This window comes from Lentzea sp. CC55, from assembly GCF_021056325.1.
GTDB lineage: Bacteria > Actinomycetota > Actinomycetes > Mycobacteriales > Pseudonocardiaceae > Lentzea > Lentzea jiangxiensis.
This window is the reverse complement of record NZ_JAJCXE010000028.1, coordinates 63,685-80,854: the sequence shown is the minus strand read 5'-3', so window position 1 is coordinate 80,854 and position 17,170 is coordinate 63,685. Positions and strand designations below refer to the sequence as shown.

The 17,170-nt window shown below is 72.1% G+C and carries 15 protein-coding genes; 9 read left to right on the top strand and 6 right to left on the bottom strand.

Annotation, left to right across the window (positions count from 1 at the left end):
- Positions 1 to 47 precede the first annotated feature (47 nt).
- From L6E10_RS24150 to L6E10_RS24140, 3 genes are all read right to left on the bottom strand, one after another.
- Positions 48 to 1,445: a PLP-dependent aminotransferase family protein gene (locus L6E10_RS24150; protein ID WP_236221811.1), complete on the bottom strand. Its 1,398-nt coding sequence runs from the start codon at positions 1,443 to 1,445 to the stop codon at positions 48 to 50.
- A complete protein-coding gene (locus L6E10_RS24145; RefSeq protein WP_236221810.1) occupies positions 1,442 to 1,762 on the bottom strand; it encodes a hypothetical protein in 321 nt (106 codons plus the stop codon). The genes L6E10_RS24150 and L6E10_RS24145 overlap by 4 nt, the downstream gene beginning before the upstream one ends.
- A gap of 166 nt (positions 1,763 to 1,928) precedes the next feature.
- A complete protein-coding gene (locus tag L6E10_RS24140) occupies positions 1,929 to 4,691 on the bottom strand; it encodes a LuxR family transcriptional regulator (RefSeq protein ID WP_236221809.1) in 2,763 nt (920 codons plus the stop codon).
- 279 nt (positions 4,692 to 4,970) lie between these two features.
- Between L6E10_RS24140 and L6E10_RS24135 the strand changes: the two genes are divergently transcribed.
- Positions 4,971 to 7,394, top strand: a complete 2,424-nt coding sequence (locus L6E10_RS24135) for a hypothetical protein (RefSeq protein ID WP_236221808.1) — start codon at positions 4,971 to 4,973, stop codon at positions 7,392 to 7,394.
- A gap of 83 nt (positions 7,395 to 7,477) precedes the next feature.
- Here L6E10_RS24135 and L6E10_RS24130 read toward each other — a convergent pair whose 3' ends face one another.
- Together L6E10_RS24130 and L6E10_RS24125 are read right to left on the bottom strand one after the other, a co-directional pair.
- Positions 7,478 to 8,911: an MFS transporter gene (locus tag L6E10_RS24130; RefSeq protein ID WP_236221807.1), complete on the bottom strand. Its 1,434-nt coding sequence runs from the start codon at positions 8,909 to 8,911 to the stop codon at positions 7,478 to 7,480.
- Positions 8,912 to 9,042: 131 nt separating this feature from the next.
- The gene (locus tag L6E10_RS24125) at positions 9,043 to 9,525 is read right to left on the bottom strand and encodes a DUF4396 domain-containing protein (protein ID WP_236221806.1); all 483 of its coding nucleotides are present in this window, start codon (positions 9,523 to 9,525) and stop codon (positions 9,043 to 9,045) included.
- A 335-nt stretch (positions 9,526 to 9,860) separates the two neighbouring features.
- On the opposite strand from L6E10_RS24125, the gene L6E10_RS24120 reads away from it, so the two are divergent.
- From L6E10_RS24120 to L6E10_RS24090, 7 genes are all read left to right on the top strand, one after another.
- Positions 9,861 to 10,235 (top strand): DUF6153 family protein, encoded by a 375-nt coding sequence (locus L6E10_RS24120; RefSeq protein WP_236221805.1) that lies wholly within the window; start codon positions 9,861 to 9,863, stop codon positions 10,233 to 10,235.
- A 57-nt stretch (positions 10,236 to 10,292) separates the two neighbouring features.
- The gene (locus L6E10_RS24115) at positions 10,293 to 10,913 is read left to right on the top strand and encodes a DUF305 domain-containing protein (RefSeq protein ID WP_236221804.1); all 621 of its coding nucleotides are present in this window, start codon (positions 10,293 to 10,295) and stop codon (positions 10,911 to 10,913) included.
- 360 nt (positions 10,914 to 11,273) lie between these two features.
- The gene (locus tag L6E10_RS24110) at positions 11,274 to 11,555 is read left to right on the top strand and encodes a metal-sensitive transcriptional regulator (protein ID WP_236221803.1); all 282 of its coding nucleotides are present in this window, start codon (positions 11,274 to 11,276) and stop codon (positions 11,553 to 11,555) included.
- A gap of 32 nt (positions 11,556 to 11,587) precedes the next feature.
- Positions 11,588 to 11,797: a heavy-metal-associated domain-containing protein gene (locus L6E10_RS24105; RefSeq protein ID WP_236221802.1), complete on the top strand. Its 210-nt coding sequence runs from the start codon at positions 11,588 to 11,590 to the stop codon at positions 11,795 to 11,797.
- Positions 11,798 to 11,808: 11 nt separating this feature from the next.
- Positions 11,809 to 12,750, top strand: a complete 942-nt coding sequence (locus L6E10_RS24100; protein ID WP_236221801.1) for a hypothetical protein — start codon at positions 11,809 to 11,811, stop codon at positions 12,748 to 12,750.
- Positions 12,734 to 14,992, top strand: coding sequence for a cation-translocating P-type ATPase (locus L6E10_RS24095; protein WP_236221800.1), 2,259 nt, complete (start codon positions 12,734 to 12,736; stop codon positions 14,990 to 14,992). The genes L6E10_RS24100 and L6E10_RS24095 overlap by 17 nt, the downstream gene beginning before the upstream one ends.
- A gap of 58 nt (positions 14,993 to 15,050) precedes the next feature.
- On the top strand, positions 15,051 to 15,839 hold the full coding sequence (locus L6E10_RS24090) for an alpha/beta fold hydrolase (protein WP_236221799.1): 789 nt from the start codon (positions 15,051 to 15,053) through the stop codon (positions 15,837 to 15,839).
- 15 nt (positions 15,840 to 15,854) lie between these two features.
- Here L6E10_RS24090 and L6E10_RS24085 read toward each other — a convergent pair whose 3' ends face one another.
- Positions 15,855 to 16,436, bottom strand: coding sequence for a TetR/AcrR family transcriptional regulator (locus L6E10_RS24085; protein WP_236221798.1), 582 nt, complete (start codon positions 16,434 to 16,436; stop codon positions 15,855 to 15,857).
- A 179-nt stretch (positions 16,437 to 16,615) separates the two neighbouring features.
- Here L6E10_RS24085 and L6E10_RS24080 point away from each other — a divergent pair, with 179 nt between their 5' ends.
- Entirely contained in the window at positions 16,616 to 17,095 is a 480-nt protein-coding gene (locus L6E10_RS24080) for a DUF2269 domain-containing protein (protein ID WP_236221797.1), read from the top strand.
- The last annotated feature ends 75 nt before the right edge of the window (positions 17,096 to 17,170 follow it).

Genomic DNA, 17,170 nt, shown 5'->3' with positions numbered 1-17,170 from the left:
CACCGCGCGTGGACCGCGCGGAGTTCTGGGACGGCCGGTGCCACGGCCTACAGGCCGCTCGCCCGGCCGATCACGGCGTGGCCGGCGCGCAGCACGGCGATCAGCTCCTCCAGCGCCGTGCGCAGCGCCCGCTCGGGCAGGTGCCCGTGCCCGAGGACCAGCGCGTTGCCCGCCGGGCGTCCGGGCAGGTGGAACGACGCCAGCGTGGGCACCTCCACGCCGCGCAGGGCCAGCTCGGCGTGCACCTGCTCGGCGCGGACGTGGCAGGGCAGGTGCACCACGGTCACGCCCGGCGTGCCGAGCGCCGCGAGGCGGACGGCAGGACGCAGAGGAGCGAGCGCGGCCCGCACCAGGGCGTCCTTCCGCTCGAACAGGCGTCCCAGCTGGCGCAGGCGACGCGTGACGTGTCCCCCGGCCAGCAGGTGGGCCATGGCGGACTGGGCCACGGCGGACGGCTGGTCGTTGCCACGGCACACGCTCCACGTCACATCGCTGAGCAGGCTGCGGTGCATCAGCACGTAACCGACCCGCAGCGACGGGGCGAACACGGTGCGGAAGTCGCCCACCGCCACGACACGTGCGCCGGCCAGGTGCAGCAGCCGGGGCAACGGCGCGGCGGAGGGCACGATGTGGTCCTGCGCCACCGCCACCAGGTAGCCGTTCTCACGCCGGGCCCAGTCGGCCAGCTGACGGCGGCGCAGTGCGGGCATGACGGCGCCGCACGGCGCCTGCCCGTCGGGTGAGACCACCACCGCCGTGCAGGACGGTGGCACCACCCCGCTCCACAGGCCGTCCCGGTTCGCGGGCAGCGCCACGGCGGTGGCCCCGGCGTTCTCGACCGCCTGCCCCAGCACCCGCGGGGCCGGGTCCTGCACGGCGACGCGCCGGCCACGGGCTCCCAGGGCGGTCAGCACGTACATCACCCCTTGGGGCGCGCCGGTGGTGATCAGCACCTCGTGGTCCTCCGACACGAGGCCGCGGGTGCGGCGCAGGTGCTCGGTGACCGCCTGGCGCAGTTCCGGCAGACCGCCGCGGGGCAGGTCGCACGTCAGCGGCGGCTGGAAGCTCGCGTGCCGCCACGCCGCACGCCACGCGGCCAGCGGGAACCCGTCGCGGGTCGCCTGGCCGGGGGTGCAGTCGACCAGATCGCAGCGGGGTGCCGCCGGCGGTAGCGCGTGGACGGCCGACGGCCGGTCCGCCGGGCGGCCGGCGACGTAGGTGCCGGAACCCCGGCGGCTCTCCAGGTAGCCGCGGAAGTACAGGACCTCGTAGGCGGCGAGTGCGACACCGCGCGAGACGTCCAGCCGCTCGGCGAGCGTCCGCGTGGACGGCAGCCGGCGGCCGTGGGCCAGCTGCCCGCGGTCGACAGCCGTGGCCAGCTGCTCCGCCAGCTGTTCCTGCAACGGGCGGCGGGCTCTCCGGTCCAGGCTGATCGGAATCGTCAAGCTCTCCGGGTCGCGCATTGTTCCCCCTGTCGTGCGAACGCCGCCTCGACGACGTCCGGACCGACCCTCGTGGCCTCGACGATCCGCTCGAAGGGCACCCCTGCCCGGCGGAAGGTCAGGCCCAGGTGGTCGGGCGTGCCGTCGCTGAAGAGGCAGAAATAGGTGTCGTCACCCGGTATGGCCAGGCAACAGACGAACGCCGCGGTCCCCCCGCTCGCGGCCACCACCGCTCCCATCGCGGCGGCGACCTCGTCCGCGGCCGCGCCGGGCAGGTAGCACTCCACCAGGAACAGCTGCCCGGCCGCCTCCGTCGTCATGCGTCCAAGCCTGCGGTGAAGACACCCCCTGACGAATCGGGGAACGACCCCACAGTTGGGGTCCGTGTCGAAGTCCGTGTTCGCGGTAGCCGGGCCTGAGGCGGCCTTTCGGGGGCACGGTCGGCCGACCCACGTACAACACCGGGTACGCGGGTCGGTACAGGTCTCAGGGCCGCGGCTCCCTCAGGAACTCGAGCCGGCTCAGTTCGCGGCGCGAGCGCACGCCGGTCTTGCGGTAGATCCGGCTCAGGTGGGCCTCGACGGTCTTCGTCGTCACGTACGCCGCCGCGGCCACCTCGCGGTTGCTCAGCCCGCCGGCCACGAGCCGGGCGACGTGCAGCTCCGTCGCGGTGAGGCCGTGCTCGTCGTCGCGGCGCAGCCCCAGCCTGCCCAGCTCGGTGTCGGCCTCGCCCACCCAGCGGGGCGCGCCCAGCCGGTCGAACTCGTGCCGGGCGGCCAGCAGCGCCTCTCGTGCGGTCAGCTTCTCCTTGCGCCGCCTGAGCACCCGGCCGCGCACCAGGTCGGTGCGGGCCCGTTCGAAGGGCATCGGCAGGTCCGGCGCGGAGTCGAGCGCCGCCTGCGCGCCCGCCAGATCGCCGCGTGCCATCCGCACCAGCGCCGCCGACCTGGCCGCCACCGCGGTGATCCAGGGCCGCGGCGCGCGATCGCGGCGGAGCTCCAGGTCCGCGAGCAATGTCTCGGCCTCGGCGACCAGGCCCAGTTCCGCGGTCACCTCGACCAGATCGCCGTACAGCGAGCTGAGCGGGAAGTCCCCCAGCCCGACCACCGCGCAGACCTCCAGCGCGGCCGTCAGGTGCGTCCTGGCCGCCTCCGGCTCGTTGCGGGACAGCTCGGTGAAGCCGAGCACCGCACGCAGGTGCACGGTCACCCACGAGTCGTCCAGCTCGGTGGCGATGCGCAGTCCTTCCTCCGCCGCCTCCCGGGCGGCGTCGTGGTCCCCGCGGTGGGCGTCCACCAGGGCGCGGGTGTAGAGGGAGTAGCCGATCCACGGCCGCTGCCCGGTCTGTTCGGCGGCGTCGACGGCCTCCGCGGCCTCCCGGGCCGCCAGGGGCCAGTCACCGAGCCAGACGTCCAGCTCGGCCAGGTGGACCAGCTCGTGCACGGCGACCGCCTCCTCGCCCCGTTCGAGCAGCGCCTCGCGCGATCGCGCGAACTCCTGGCGTCCTCGCGCCGGGTCGGTGTACTTGGTGACGACGCGCAGCAGGCTGCGCGCCGACCGCGCGTCACGGGACTGCCCGGTCGGCGAGACCAGCTCCGCGGCACGCCGCAGGTACTCGCCGTGCAGCCCTTCACCGGCCAGCAGCTGGTAGTAGGCGCTGCCGGCCAGGACGCACGCCACGAGGTCGTCGGGCGCCGCGCCCTCGTGACCGGTGATCGCCTCCAGCGCCTGGCGCGTGTTGCGGTTGCGCTCGGCGGTGTCGTTCTGGCAGAACAACGACCGGCGCAGGTAGGTCGTCGCGCGCAGCACCGGGTCGTCCCCCGCGCACGCCAGCGCCTCGTCGCTCAGCGCGGTCGCCTCGACCGGCCCGTCCCCGAAGAACACCACGACCGCCAGCTCCAGCAGCGCCGCCGCGCGTTCGGGTCCGGCGGGCAGCTCCGCCACGGCGGCCTCGAACAGCTCGCGGGCCCGTGGCGCGTCACCGGCCGAGAACAGGCACTGCCCGGCGGGAACGAGCAGCCCGGCCCTGCGCACCGGGTCGGCGACGTGGCCGGCCGCCAGTTCCCACAGCCTGGCGGCGTTCTCCGGCGCACCGCGCTGCCGGGCGATGTGCGCGGCCTCGTCCAGCGCGTCGGCCACCTCGGGAGCCGGGCCGCCGGCACCGATGGCCAGGTGGAGCGCGCGGGTCTCGGGGTCGGCCAGCACGGCCGCCAGACGCCGGTGCGCCTGCCGCCGGCGGCCGCTCGGTGCGGCCGAGTAGACCGCCGAGCGCAGCAGCGGGTGGGTGAAGCGGACAGCTCCCGCCACGACCTCGACCACGCCGTGGTCCTCGGCGTCGGCCAGCGCTTCGTGGGCTGCCTCGACGTCGCCCATGGCCGCGGCGAGGAGGTCCGCGGTCGGCTGCGCCAGCGCCGAGGCGTAGAGCAGAGCGTCGCGGCTGCGGGCGGGTAGCGCGACCACCCGGCTGGTGAGCAGCTCGCTCAGCGCGCGGGGTGCCGGCAGCGGCAGCCCCGGCGCGCCGCCGTCGCGGTCCAGCACCCCGGCGAGCTCCAGCGCGTAGAACGGGTTGCCGCCGCAGGCCCGCTGCAGACGGATGAGCGTGGGACGCGGCAGCGGCAAGCCGACCGCGGAGCGCACCAGCCGGTGCAGGGCACCGATGCTCAGTCCGCTCAGGCGCAGGTGCACCAGGTGGTCCTGCTCCGCCAGCCCCGGTGGCGTGTGGTCGCCGGCCTCGTCGCGGACGGACATCACGACCGCCACGCGTTCGTCGGCGAGGCGGCGCACCACGTACTCCAGCACCCGGCCGCTGGACTCGTCCAGCCACTGCGCGTCGTCCACGGCCAGCACGAGCGGCGCGGCCGCGGCCAGCGAGCGGATGACGTTGAGCGTCGCCAGGCACACCGCACGCGGGTCACCCGCGCCGTCGTCGGCGTTGCGGCGGAGCAACGCCACCTCCAACGCGGTCCGTTGCGGCCCCGGCAGACGGGCGAGGGCGTCGTCCGGCACGCGGTCGAAGAGGTCGACCAAGCCGCCGAAGGCGAGCCGTGCCTCGGACTCGACCGGGCGGCACGACAGGACGGTGTAGCCGCGGCAGGCGGCGTCGGCCAGCACCCGCTCCCACAGCACGCTTTTGCCGATGCCCGGCTCGCCGGACAGCAGCAGCCGGGCGGTGCGTTCCTCCGCCCGTACGAGGACCTCGGCCGCCGCGGCGAGTTCGCGCTCACGCCCGATCAGCTGCGAACCGGCCACACTTCCCCCTCCCCTGATCACAACGGTAGTGCGGGGCGGCGGTCTCCCGCGCGGATTTTCGCCACGATCCACCGACAGGTCGCGGTGCGCACTGCGCCGATCGGCGGGACATCCCACGGGCCGCACGGACATCACCGTCCACTGTGGCCGGTCACCCGGCGTCCCGCCGCGCCGGAGTGGCCCACCCCGTCCTGCCCGGTAGTGGTCCTGGGGGAAACCGCACCGCGCCGCGATCGTGGTCTCACAAGCCTTTCCGAACTTCCGAGAAGGTAGTGAGCGATGTCCAGATCGAAGGCGCGTGCCTGGTGGCCGACCGCACTGGTCGCACTCACCGCGAGCAGCCTGATCACGGCTCTCCCCGCCGGGGCGCAAGCGGTGGAAGGGCCGCAGGTGTGCACGCTGAGACCCAACCCGCACGTCACCACCCTGAACCCGTGGGGCAGCTGCGTCTCCGTCTCGGCCGAGCTGGCCGCCCTGCCGGCCGTGGGCGAGTCCGCGCAGCTGACCGTCGAGGTCGCCGCCCAGTTCGCCCGGCCCGACGTGCGCGTCGAGGTGGACCTGCCCGCCGGGCTCGAATGGGAGCAGGTGCCCGCCGGGCTCGGCACCCGCCGGGTGGCCGCGGCCACTCCCACCGACCGCGGCGGGGTGCGCCGCGCCGAGGGCGCCACCGCGCTGGCAGCGGGTGGCACCAGGCGCTTCACCGGCCGGGTCCGGGCCACCACCGCCGGTCCCGCCGACATCGCGGTGCGCGCGGTGGCCGCCGGTGACGAGCACTCCGCCGACCCCGCCGACCACGTCTACCTCACCGTCGCCGACCGCGGCGGCAGGTCCACCCCCGGCATGGCGGGTTCCGCCCACTCCTCCGCCGCCCCGGTGGAGGTCACCGCCGGCCGCGTGGCGCCCCAACTGCCCCATCGGCCCGCCGCTGCCGCCACCGCGCCCGCCGGGACCACCGCCCAGCGCGGGGAGACCACCGCCCTCGCCGGAACGGCCTGTGTCACCGGTGGCTGGGCCTACACCGACAGCACCTTCGCGGTCCGCAGTTCTCCCAACTACGGCGTGCAGGTGTGGGACCGCGACACCGCCGACGGCCACGACCTGCTCGGCGTGGTCGCCACCGACAGCGGGGGCGGCTACACCGTCTGCTTCGACAACACCGACGCCGACGGCGGCACCATCGACGGCGGTCAGGACGTCTACGTCCGGTTCCTCGCCGAGAACAACATGTGGCGGGTGCAGGACCTCGGCGGCAACCTGTACTCCTACGACAGCACCGTCGTGTCCAACCTGGCCGCGGGTGCCACGCACGACTACGGCCAGCTCCAGCCCACCGACCCGCTGCACTGGCTCGGCGTGCAGGCCTTCGACGCGGTCAACGACCTGTGGTACTGGAAGCCGGGCGACTGCTGGGACGACCTCGACGTCGGCTCCTGCCGGCAGATGGTCGTCAACTGGCGCTGGGACTCGGCCGTCGGCCCCCACTACGACCCGAACGAGAACGTCCGCCAGGTCTTCCTGCCCGCCAGCTCCCCCATCTCCCGCGACACCACCGTGCACGAGGCCACCCACTGGGTGATGGACGACGTCTACGAGTTCAGCCCGGTGCCCGGCGCCGGCGGCTGGCACCAGGTCCACACGCAGTCCACGGCGGGCCTGGCCTGGGTCGAGGGTTTCGCCGAGTGGACGCCGACCCAGGTGTACAACGACCCGGTCTGGAACTGGGCGGACGGCAAGACCATCGACCTGGAGAGCGCGACCTGGGGATCCACCTGGGCCAACCCGCCGCTGGGAACCTTCCCCTGGCAGGACGGCGAGACCGTGGAGGGCCGCGTCGCCGGCGCGCTGATCGACCTGTCGGACGCCACCAACGAGGCCCCCTGGGACCGGCTGAGCGACGGCGGCCGCACCCCCGGCCACATCTGGACGACCTTCCTCCTGCACAAGTCCAACACGTTCGCCGAGTTCTGGGGCCACCGCACCGCCGACGGCTTCAACACCGCGCTCACCAACGGCCTGGCCTCGCTCTACCAGAACACCATCGACTTCACCTTCCGCGACCCGCTGGCCGCCAACACCCCGGTGTCGCGGCCGACCCCGCCCGCGACCTCGCACAACTTCTCCTACAACACGGTCAACAACTCGTGGTCCGTGGTGGCCCTGCGCCCGCCCGCGGGCGCCGACTACAACCTGCGGGTGTACGACGACAAGGCCCAGACCGTCCAGAAGGGGTCCAGCGTGGTCGCCGGCGCGACGGACTTCGTGGCGGTGAACTCCAACACGGGGAAGACGCCCCTCGGCGACTTCTACCCGCGCGTCAGCGTCGCCTCCGGCACGGGCGGCACTTACGCCCTGGAGCTGGCACAGGGTTCGACCCTGCTGCACGTGGCCAGCTCGCAGGCCGTGGCCATGACGAGCTCCAAGGTGGTGGCGGTGCGCGACACCATGCTCACCGCGGGCGTGCCGGTGACCATCAAGGTCACTCCGGGCAGCGCGTCCCAGGACGCCGAGCTGTTCGTCGTCGGTTCGGTGGACGGCTCGTCCTCCACCTACGTCAGGAGCCGCGCGACCGCCTCGGCCGGCGCCACGGCCGGCGGCCCCGGCGCGGTGGAGACCATCACCTTCACCCCTGCCGTCAGCGGCTGGCACGGCGTGGTGCTGATCAACAAGGCCGGCAGCGGAACCTACACCCTCCAGCGCCTCTGACCCACCCCTCGACGAGCCGGGTCGCCCCGCGCGGGGCGACCCGGCTCGCGCCGTCAGCTCCCGCCCTCGGCGCGGGCGAACGGTCAGACGTTCGCCGGTTCGCGCTCGGCGTTCGCGGTGACCGCGCGGCGACCGCGCACCGTGCCGCTCGCGACGAGCGCGCCGACGACGGCGATGCCCGCGGCACCGGTGAAGGCGGCGGAAACGCCGGTGGTCAACGCCTCGGGGTCACCGATCTGACCGGCGCCGTAGGAGGCCGCCAGGGCGGTCATGGCGGCGAGGCCGAGTGCGGACCCGATCTGGTAGCTGGTGTTGACGATGCCCGACGCGAGGCCGCCCTCCTCCGGGCGAGCGCTCGAGATGGCCGTGCCCAGCGACGGGATGAACGCCAGCGCCATGCCCGTGGCGGCCACCAGCGAGGCGGGCAGGACGTCCACCCAGTAGTCGCCGTCCGGGCGCACCAGGGCGAGCCAGCCGAGACCGGCGGCGAGCAGGACGAGGCCGGACACGACCATCGCCTTGACGCCGAACCGCGCGGTGAGCCGTGGTGCGACGACGACCATCAGCAGCATGATCGCGGTGGTCATCGGCAGCAGCGCCGAACCGCTGGCGAAGGCTCCCAGGCCGAGCACCTGCTGCAGGTAGAGGTTGAGGAAGAACCACATCGGGATCCACGCGCCGCCGAGCAGCAGCTGCGCGACGTTCGCCGCACCGAGCTGGGGCGTGCGGAAGATGCCCAGCCGCACCAGCGGAGCCTTCCGCTTGGCCTGGACGAGCAGGAAGGTGCCCAGCAGCAGCACGGCCGCGATCAGAGCGGCCACGGTCTCCGCGGAGGTCCATCCGGCTTCGGGAGCACGCACGATCGCGTAGACCGCCACCGCCAGCCCGGCTGTCACGGTGACAGCGCCGAACAGGTCGGTCGAGCCGCGCCGCGCCGTGCCGGCGGGCATCAGGGAAGGGGTGGCGATCAGGGCGATGACCGCGACCGGCACGTTGATGTGGAACACCCACGGCCAGCTGAGGTACTCGGTGATCACACCGCCGAGGAAGACACCCGCGGTGCCACCGGCCGGAGCAGCCGCTCCGTAGATCGCCAGAGCCTTGCCGAGCCGCTTCGGCTCGCCGCCGAAGAGCATCATCAACAGCGTCAGCGCGGACGGCGCGATGAGTGCGGCGCCCGCACCCTGCACGGCGCGGCCCGCGAGCTCCAGCCAGGTGGAGCCCGCCGCACCCGCGGCCACGGAACCCACCAGCAACACCAGCCAGCCGGCGGCGAACACGCGGCGGGCTCCGAGGAGGTCCGACAGCCTGCCCCCGAGCAGCAGCAGTCCGCCGAACGCGACCACGTAGGCGTTGAAGACCCAGGACAGGTCCTCCTGCGAGAACCCGAGGTCCGCCTGGATCCTCGGCAGCGCGACACCGATGATCGAGGTGTCCATGATGACCATGAACTGCGCGGCGGCGATGAGGGTCAACGCCCACCACCTGCGCCGATCAGTCCCCTCTGACCGAGACATTTTAATACTCCTTACGGGTACGGGGTATACGACCTCCACACGTCGGCCGTGACCGGACGCTGGAAGCCCTACCCCGCAGAACGAATATCCGGACGAGCGGTGGCCGCGAGCGCCTCGCGGCCACCGATCACTCAGTGGTGGTGACCCTCGTGGCCGCCGCCGTGGTACTGGTGCACGACGGCGTGCCCCTTGCCGCGCGAGATCAGCCAGCGGTTGACCGGAACGGTGACCACGAACGCCACCGCGAGCGCGAACGCGAGGCTCCCCCAGAACAACCAGCTGGCCAGGCCGGCCTCCATCGCACCGGGCACGATCAGCATCACGCCGTTGTCGACGATCTCCATCACGGCGATCGACACGGTGTCGGCGGCGAGCGCCACACCGATCGCGGCGCGCAGCGGGAGACCGGACTCGAGCACCGGACGGATCGTCAACGCGTACCCGAAGACGAACGCGAGCGCCACGGCGAGGGCGATCGTCGCCAGGTTCGACCAGCCCAGCGCGGTGCCGATGACCATGCCGAGGACCTCACCGATGGCGCAGCCCGTGAGGCAGTGCAGCGTCGCCGAGACGGCCAGCTTCGTCAGACCCGTTCGCCCACCGGTGTGGTTCATCGCCTGCTCCTCTTCTTCCGACCTTGATACCCCAGTGGGGTATGTTGGCGGCCAAGTTACGCCCATACCCCCAGGGGGTGTCAAGCCTTCTTCGCGGAGCGGCAGGACCGAAGACGGAATGCCCGGGAAGACGAGCGGTCACCGTCCACTGGCGCGTCAGTCGCGGCGACCCGAGCCGCCCCGGCTGTGCTGTTGGCCGAGAGACCCGGTTTGCCCGGATCAGGGACCTACTACCCCGAATAGCATTTGAAGCCGGCCGATCTGCTCCTCTTCGAACCAGATCTCGCAGCGACCCGTGGACACCGTTGATGTGACCTACTAGGTAGGGTAGTTACATGGCTCCGGAGACGCACGGCAGGACGATCCAATGGATCCTGCTGTGCGCGCTGTTCCTCGGAGTGGTCGGCATGCATCACGTCAACGTGAGCAACGACGTGCCGCCCACACACGGAACCGTGTCCACGAGTGCACACGGTGCACACCATTCCGGAGATCCCGCGCCGGAGCCTGCACACGACATGCTCCACCTGTGCGTTGCCGTGATCACCGCAGTCGCGTCGTTGCTCCTGTTCGCATGGCCACTGCTGCTGACCACGAAGCGCCTTGTTCCCGCGCGCCTCCAGGCGACGGATACCCGGCCTCGCGCCCCGGAACGACCGCCGAGAGGCGGTCGCGACCTGCTCGGCTCCCTCTGCGTGCTGAGGCTGTGATCAGTCCGGACTCCGGAGACAGATCACACATTTCCCAGCACAGGAGGAAGAAGCTCGATGAGGAAGTCCCTGATCGGATTCGGCGTCGCGGGCGTCGCTGTTCTCGCGCTCGTCACCGGGTGCAGCAGCGGCGGCAACGACATGGGTGGCATGCGGCACGACTCGACGAGCGCGCCGGCTCCGGCCCCCGGCCGGCAGGCGGCGGACCACAACGACCACGACGTGCGGTTCGCCCAGGAGATGATCGTCCACCACCGGCAGGCGGTGGAGATGGCCGAGATGGTGCCGGGTAAGACCACGAACGCGAAGGTCCTCGACCTCGCCAAGCGCATCGAGGACGCGCAGGACCCGGAGATCAGGACCATGACCGGGTGGCTCTCGAAGTGGGGCGCGGCCCCGACGGCGTCGTCGATGCCCGGGATGGACCACGGTTCGATGGACCACGGCACCGGGACCGGCATGATGACCGCCGAGGAGATGGCCGGGCTCGGCCGGGCCACGGGTGCCGGGTTCGACCGCATGTGGACGGAAATGATGATCAGGCACCACCAGGGTGCGGTCGAGATGTCCACCACCCACCTCGGCAAGGGCGGCAACGCCGAGAGCAAGAAGCTCGCGCAGGACATCATCACCGCGCAGCAGGCGGAGATCACCGAGATGCAGGGGCTGCTGAAGTAGGACCGCCCCGTCACACGACGTCCGGGCCGGGTGAACACCAGTTCACCCGGCCCGGACGTGCTTCTCACCGAGTTCGAGGGGGTGCCTCGGCGAGGTCGTGGCCGGCACGGGGGAAGCCGACCTGGATCCACTATAGCGAATAGTATGTAAACCTGCCGTGCAGGCCACATTCTCCCTGCGACGACAAACCCGGTGCCCACGACACTGCGGTGAACCACGTCACGACACATACCCCTACCCCGTATCCCTAACAGGCCTTGCACACCCATACCCCCCTTAGGTATGTTTGCCGCAAGCGCCCGTCGTTCCCCCGGTCAGTCGCGACCGGCCGCGCGACGGACCGATCGACAGGAGCGGCACATGCACGGCTACACGGACAACAAGGAAGCCCACCTCCGCCGCCTGAAGCGCATCGAGGGTCAGGTGCGCGGCCTGCAGCGGATGATCGAGAACGACGAGTACTGCATCGACGTCCTCACTCAGATCTCCGCCGCGACGCGTGCACTCCAAGCCGTCTCGCTCGGGCTGCTCGACGAGCACCTGAAGCACTGCGTCAGCGAGGCGATCACCGAGGGCGGCGCCAAGGCGGACCAGAAGATCGCCGAGGCCAGCAACGCCATCGCCCGCCTCGTCCGCTCCTGATTTCCCAGTCCCATCAGCAACGAGGAGTTCCCATGGCCGAGACCAGCTACACCGTCACCGGCATGACCTGCGGACACTGCGCCAGCTCGGTCACCGAGGAGATCGGCCGGATCGGCGGCGTGCGCAAGGTCGACGTCGAGCTGGACAGCGGCAAGGTCACCGTCACCAGCGACCAGCCGGTCGCCGAGGACGACGTCCGCGCCGCCGTCACCGAGGCCGGCTACACGCTCGTCGCGAGCTGAGAGGGTCCGAGATGAACACCGCCACGAAGGTGAGCGCCTACGCGGGCGTGCTGGCGATCGTCTTCGGCGGCGCCTGGGCCGCCGGCGCCGCGGCCGGTCCGTCCGGTGGCGGCACCGCCCCGGCCGCGATGGACCACGGCGCCACGCAGTCCCCCGCCGGCACCGGCGGCGACGAGCTGCCGCCCGGTCTGTCCGCCGCGGACAACGGCTACGTGTTGAAGCCGTTGCGCACCAGCGCGAACGCCGGCGAGCAGCAGGCCTTCCAGTTCAGCATCGGCACCGCCGACGGCGGCACGGTGACGAAGTTCGACGTGGAGCACGAGAAGCGGCTGCACCTCGTGCTGGTGCGCCGGGACGGTTCCGGGTTCCAGCACGTGCACCCCGAGATGGCCGCGGACGGGACGTGGTCGGTGCCGCTGACCCTGCCCGCCGCCGGCAGCTACCGGGTCTTCGCCGACTTCAAGCCGGAGAACGGCACCAAGACCACGCTCGGCACGGACGTCCAGGTGTCCGGCGCCTACGAGCCGAAGCAGTACGAGACGGACTCGCGTGAGTTCACGGTGGACGGCTACATGGTCCGCCTCGACGGCGATCTGAAACCCGGTGCGGAGTCCACGGTGACCACGACGGTGACCAGGGACGGCAAGCCGGTGACCGACCTGCAGCCCTACCTGGGCGCCCGTGGCCACCTGGTCGCGCTCCGGTCCGCCGACCTCGCCTACCTGCACGTTCATCCGGTGGAGGCACCCGGTGCCGGCCCCGGGGTGAAGTTCGCGGTCGAGGTCCCGACGTCCGGCGGCTACCGCCTCTTCCTGGACTTCCAGCACGGGGGTCAGGTCCGCACCGCGGAGTTCACCCTCGCCACCACGGGCACGGCCGCACCGCAACCGCGGACGCAGCCCACCAGCACGACCACACCGGAGAAGGAGGACGGCCATGACCACGGCGGCTGACGTCCGCACGAGTCAGATCGAACTCTCGATCGGCGGGATGACCTGTGCCTCCTGCGCCGCGCGGATCGAGCGCAAGCTGAACAAGCTCGACGGCGTGCGGGCCAGCGTCAACTACGCCACCGAGAAGGCCAGGGTCAGCTTCCCGGAGTCCTTCACCGCCGAAGAGCTGGTGAAGGTCGTCGAGAACACCGGCTACACGGCCGAGCTGCCCGCTCCCCCGCGGGCCACCGGGAGCGCGGAGGAGGCGGAGGAGGACCCGACCCGCACGCTGCGGCAGCGGTTGATCACGTCGATCGTGCTCACCGTGCCGGTCATCGCGCTCGCCATGATCCCGGCGCTGCAGTTCACCTACTGGCAGTGGCTGTCGCTCACGCTCGCCGCTCCCGTCGTGGTGTGGGCCGCCTGGCCGTTCCACAAGGCCGCGTGGACCAACGCGCGCCACGGCGCCGCGACGATGGACACGTTGATCTCCATCGGCGTCGCCGCCGCGTTCCTGTGGTCGCTGTACGCGCTGTTCCTCGGCACCGCGGGCACGCCCGGCATGACGCACGCCTTCGAGCTCACCGTCCAGCGGACGTCCGGCGCGGGCAACATCTACCTCGAGGTCGCCGCGGGCGTCACCACGTTCATCCTCGCGGGCCGCTACTTCGAGGCGCGGTCGAAGCGCCGTGCCGGGGCCGCGCTCCGCGCGCTGCTCGAGCTCGGCGCCAAGGAAGTCGCGGTGCTGCGGGACGGACGCGAGCAGCGGATCGGTGTCGACGACCTGAGGGTCGGCGACCGGTTCGTGGTGCGGCCGGGCGAGAAGGTCGCCACCGACGGCGTGGTCGTGGAGGGCAGCTCGGCGATCGACGCGAGCATGCTCACCGGCGAGTCGGTACCCGTCGAGGTCCGCACTGGTGACACCGTCGTGGGCGCCACGGTCAACGCCGGTGGCCGGCTGGTCGTGCGCGCCACCCGCATCGGCGCGGACACGCAGCTCGCGCAGATGGCGAAGCTCGTCGAGGACGCCCAGAGCGGCAAGGCGGAGGTCCAGCGCCTCGCCGACCGGGTCTCCGCGGTGTTCGTGCCGATCGTGATCGCGCTGGCCGTCGGAACGCTCGCGTTCTGGCTCGGTGCGGGGTCGGGCGCCTCGGCGGCCTTCACCGCCGCGGTGGCCGTGCTGATCATCGCGTGCCCGTGCGCGCTCGGCCTGGCGACGCCCACCGCGTTGCTGGTCGGCACCGGGCGCGGCGCACAGCTGGGCATCCTGATCAAGGGACCGGAGGTGCTGGAGTCCACTCGCCGGGTCGACACCGTGGTGCTCGACAAGACCGGCACCGTCACCTCCGGGCAGATGAGCCTCGTCGAGGTCCACGCCGCGGATGGCGTGACCGGGGACGAGGTGCTGCGCCTGGCCGGCGCGCTGGAGCACGCCTCCGAGCACCCGATCGCGAAGGCGATCGCCACGGGCGCCACCGACCGCGTGGGCGACCTGCCGGCGGTGGAGGACTTCCGGAACCTGGAGGGCCTCGGCGTCCAAGGTGTCGTCGGCGAGCACGCCGTGCTGGTCGGCCGCGAGCGCCTGCTCCAGGAGTGGAGCGTCGGGCTGAGCGAGGAGCTCACCGCAGCCAAGGAAGAGGCGGAGGCCAAGGGCCGTACCGCCGTGGTGGTGGCGTGGGACGGCGAAGCGCGGGGCGTGCTGGTTGTGGCCGACACGGTCAAGCCCACCTCGGCCGAGGCGATCGCGGGGCTGCGCGGCCTCGGACTGCGGCCGGTGCTGCTGACCGGCGACAACGAGGCGGCCGCCCGGGCCGTGGCCGCCGAGGTCGGCATCGACGAGGTCATCGCCGAGGTGCTGCCCGAGGACAAGGTCGACGTGGTCAAGCGCCTGCAGTCCGAGGGCCGCGTGGTCGCGATGGCCGGCGACGGCGTGAACGACGCCGCCGCGCTCGCCCAGGCCGATCTCGGCCTCGCCATGGGCACCGGCACCGACGTCGCGATCGAGGCCAGCGACCTCACGCTCGTCCGGGGCGATCTGCGCGCCGCGGTCGACGCGATCCGGTTGTCGCGCCGCACGCTCAGCACGATCAAGGGCAACCTGTTCTGGGCGTTCGCCTACAACGTGGCCGCCCTGCCGCTGGCGGCGCTCGGCCTGCTCAACCCGATGATCGCGGGCGCCGCGATGGCGTTCTCGTCCGTCTTCGTGGTGAGCAACAGCCTGAGGCTGCGGGGCTTCCGCAGCGCGAACGAGCAGACCGTCTGATTCGTGGCCCGGCTCGCCGCCGTGCGAGCCGAGCCACTTCCACACCGAGGGGGCAGTGGTGCAGGACAGGTACGTCAGCAGGGCGGGCGCCAGGATCGCGTACGAGCTCACCGGATCCGGTCCGCTCCTCGGCTACGCCCACGGCGTCTTCCTGAGCCGGGCAGCGGTCCGCCGGCTCCACCTCCTCGACTTCGACGCCCTCGCGGCCGATCACCGGCTGCTGACCTACGACCAGCGCGGGCACGGGCACTCGACGGGCCGCCCGGTCGCCGACGACTACCACTTCGAGAACTTCACGCTGGACCTGCTCGCCCTGCTGGACGAGCTGGACCTCGACGAGCCGATCGACTTCATGGGCTCGTCACTGGGCTGCGACGTGGCGTTGCGCGCCGCCATCGCGGCACCGAGCCGCTTCCGCCGACTCGTGCTGATCATCCCGCCGGTGGCGTGGGAGCAGGGCCCGAACCGGACGAGTCGGTGGTACACCGACAACGCCGAGTCGATCGAGTCCGGTGGCGCCGCGCGCTGGCGCCGGAAGTGGGCGCGCAGGGAGCCGTTGCCGATCTTCGCCGACTTCCCGTCCTTCGACCTGCCGCCGGACATCCCGGACGACCTGCTCGCCCCGGTCCTGCGCGGTATCGGCCAGTCGGACCTGCCGTCGCCCGAGGAGATCGCGGCGCTGCCTCATCCGGCGCTGATCCTCACGTGGGACACCGACCCGCTGCACCCCGTCCCGACCGCGGAACGGCTGCACGGACTGCTGCCCGGATCGGCCCTGCACGTCGCGAGGACCGTCGCGGAAGTGCAGACCTGGACGAGCCGCATCACCGGCTTCCTGGCCGGCTAGCCACCCTCGGCTCGATCAGCGGCCACCGGGCCGGAGGCCGGCCAGCACGACCTCCACGAGGCGGCGCACCGCGGCCCCGGACGGCAGCGAGGCGGCTGCCGCCAGCGCGTGGACGCAAAAGGCGGCAAGCTCCTCGGGTGCCACGTCCCCCCTGACCTCACCGGCCGCGGCCGCGTCCACCAGGAGATCGCGGATCAGGTCGCGGACCTGGTTCCGCGCCTGGGCGACGTGCTCGCCGCGGTGCAGGGCAGCCACGAGGCCGGTGTCGAAGTGCCCGCGGGAACCGCGGGAGACGGCGGCGAACGCGTCGAGAACCGCTTTCAGGCGTTCGAGCGGACCGCCGGCCCGGTCGCGGACGTCGGCGAGGTGCGCGAGGTGGTGCGCGATCTGCTCGGCGTGCCACGCGAGCAGGATCGACTCGACGTCTGGGAAGTACTTGTAGAGCGTCGCCCGTCCGATTCCGGCCTGCTCCGCGATCTGGGACATCGTCACGTTCAGCAGTCCTCGATCGGCCACCAGAGCCGCGGTGGTGGACAGGATCGCGTGGCGCACGTCGCGACGGTGCGTCTCGATCGTCTCGTTCCACAGCCTTGGCACGTCCTCATCCTAGATGATCGAGACACGATGTCTTGATAAATACACTATGTCTCGTAAACTCGTCCCATGGCTGCCGCACCGCGCTGGGTGAAGATCATGGGAATCGTCGTGGCCGCGCTGGTCGTGCTGCTCCTGATCGCGCTCGTGCTGCCCGTCGAGCACGGACCGGGCATGCACCGATGAGGCCGCAGCTGCGCAAACTCGCGCTCACCGCGCACATCGCGTCGTCCGTGGGCTGGTTCGGAGCGGTGCTCACGTTCCTGGCCGTGGCCATCGTCGGCGTGACCGCCCAGGACGACCAGGTCCTCCGCGCCGCGAACCTGATCGCACAGCCGGTGGTCCGGTACGTCGTCCTGCCGTTCGCGGTGGCGTCCCTGCTCACCGGCCTGCTGTCGTCGCTCGGCAGCACGTGGGGCCTGTTCCGGCACTACTGGGTGATCTTCAAGCTGGTGCTGAACGCCGTCGCCACCGCGGTGCTGCTGATCTACACCGGAACGGTCGACCGCTTCGCCGCCGTCGCCGCGGATCCCTCCGCGGACCTCGCGCCGCTGCGAACGCCGACCTTCGTGGTGCACGCCGGTGGCGCGGTGGTGGTCCTGGTCGTCGCGATGGTGCTCGCCGTCTACAAGCCGCGCGGCACGACCGGCCTCAGGCTCTGAGAGCGGGCGGCAGGGTCGCCGCCAGCATCCCCGCAGCCTCCTCCCGACCACCGGGCATACTTCTCGTCCTGCGGG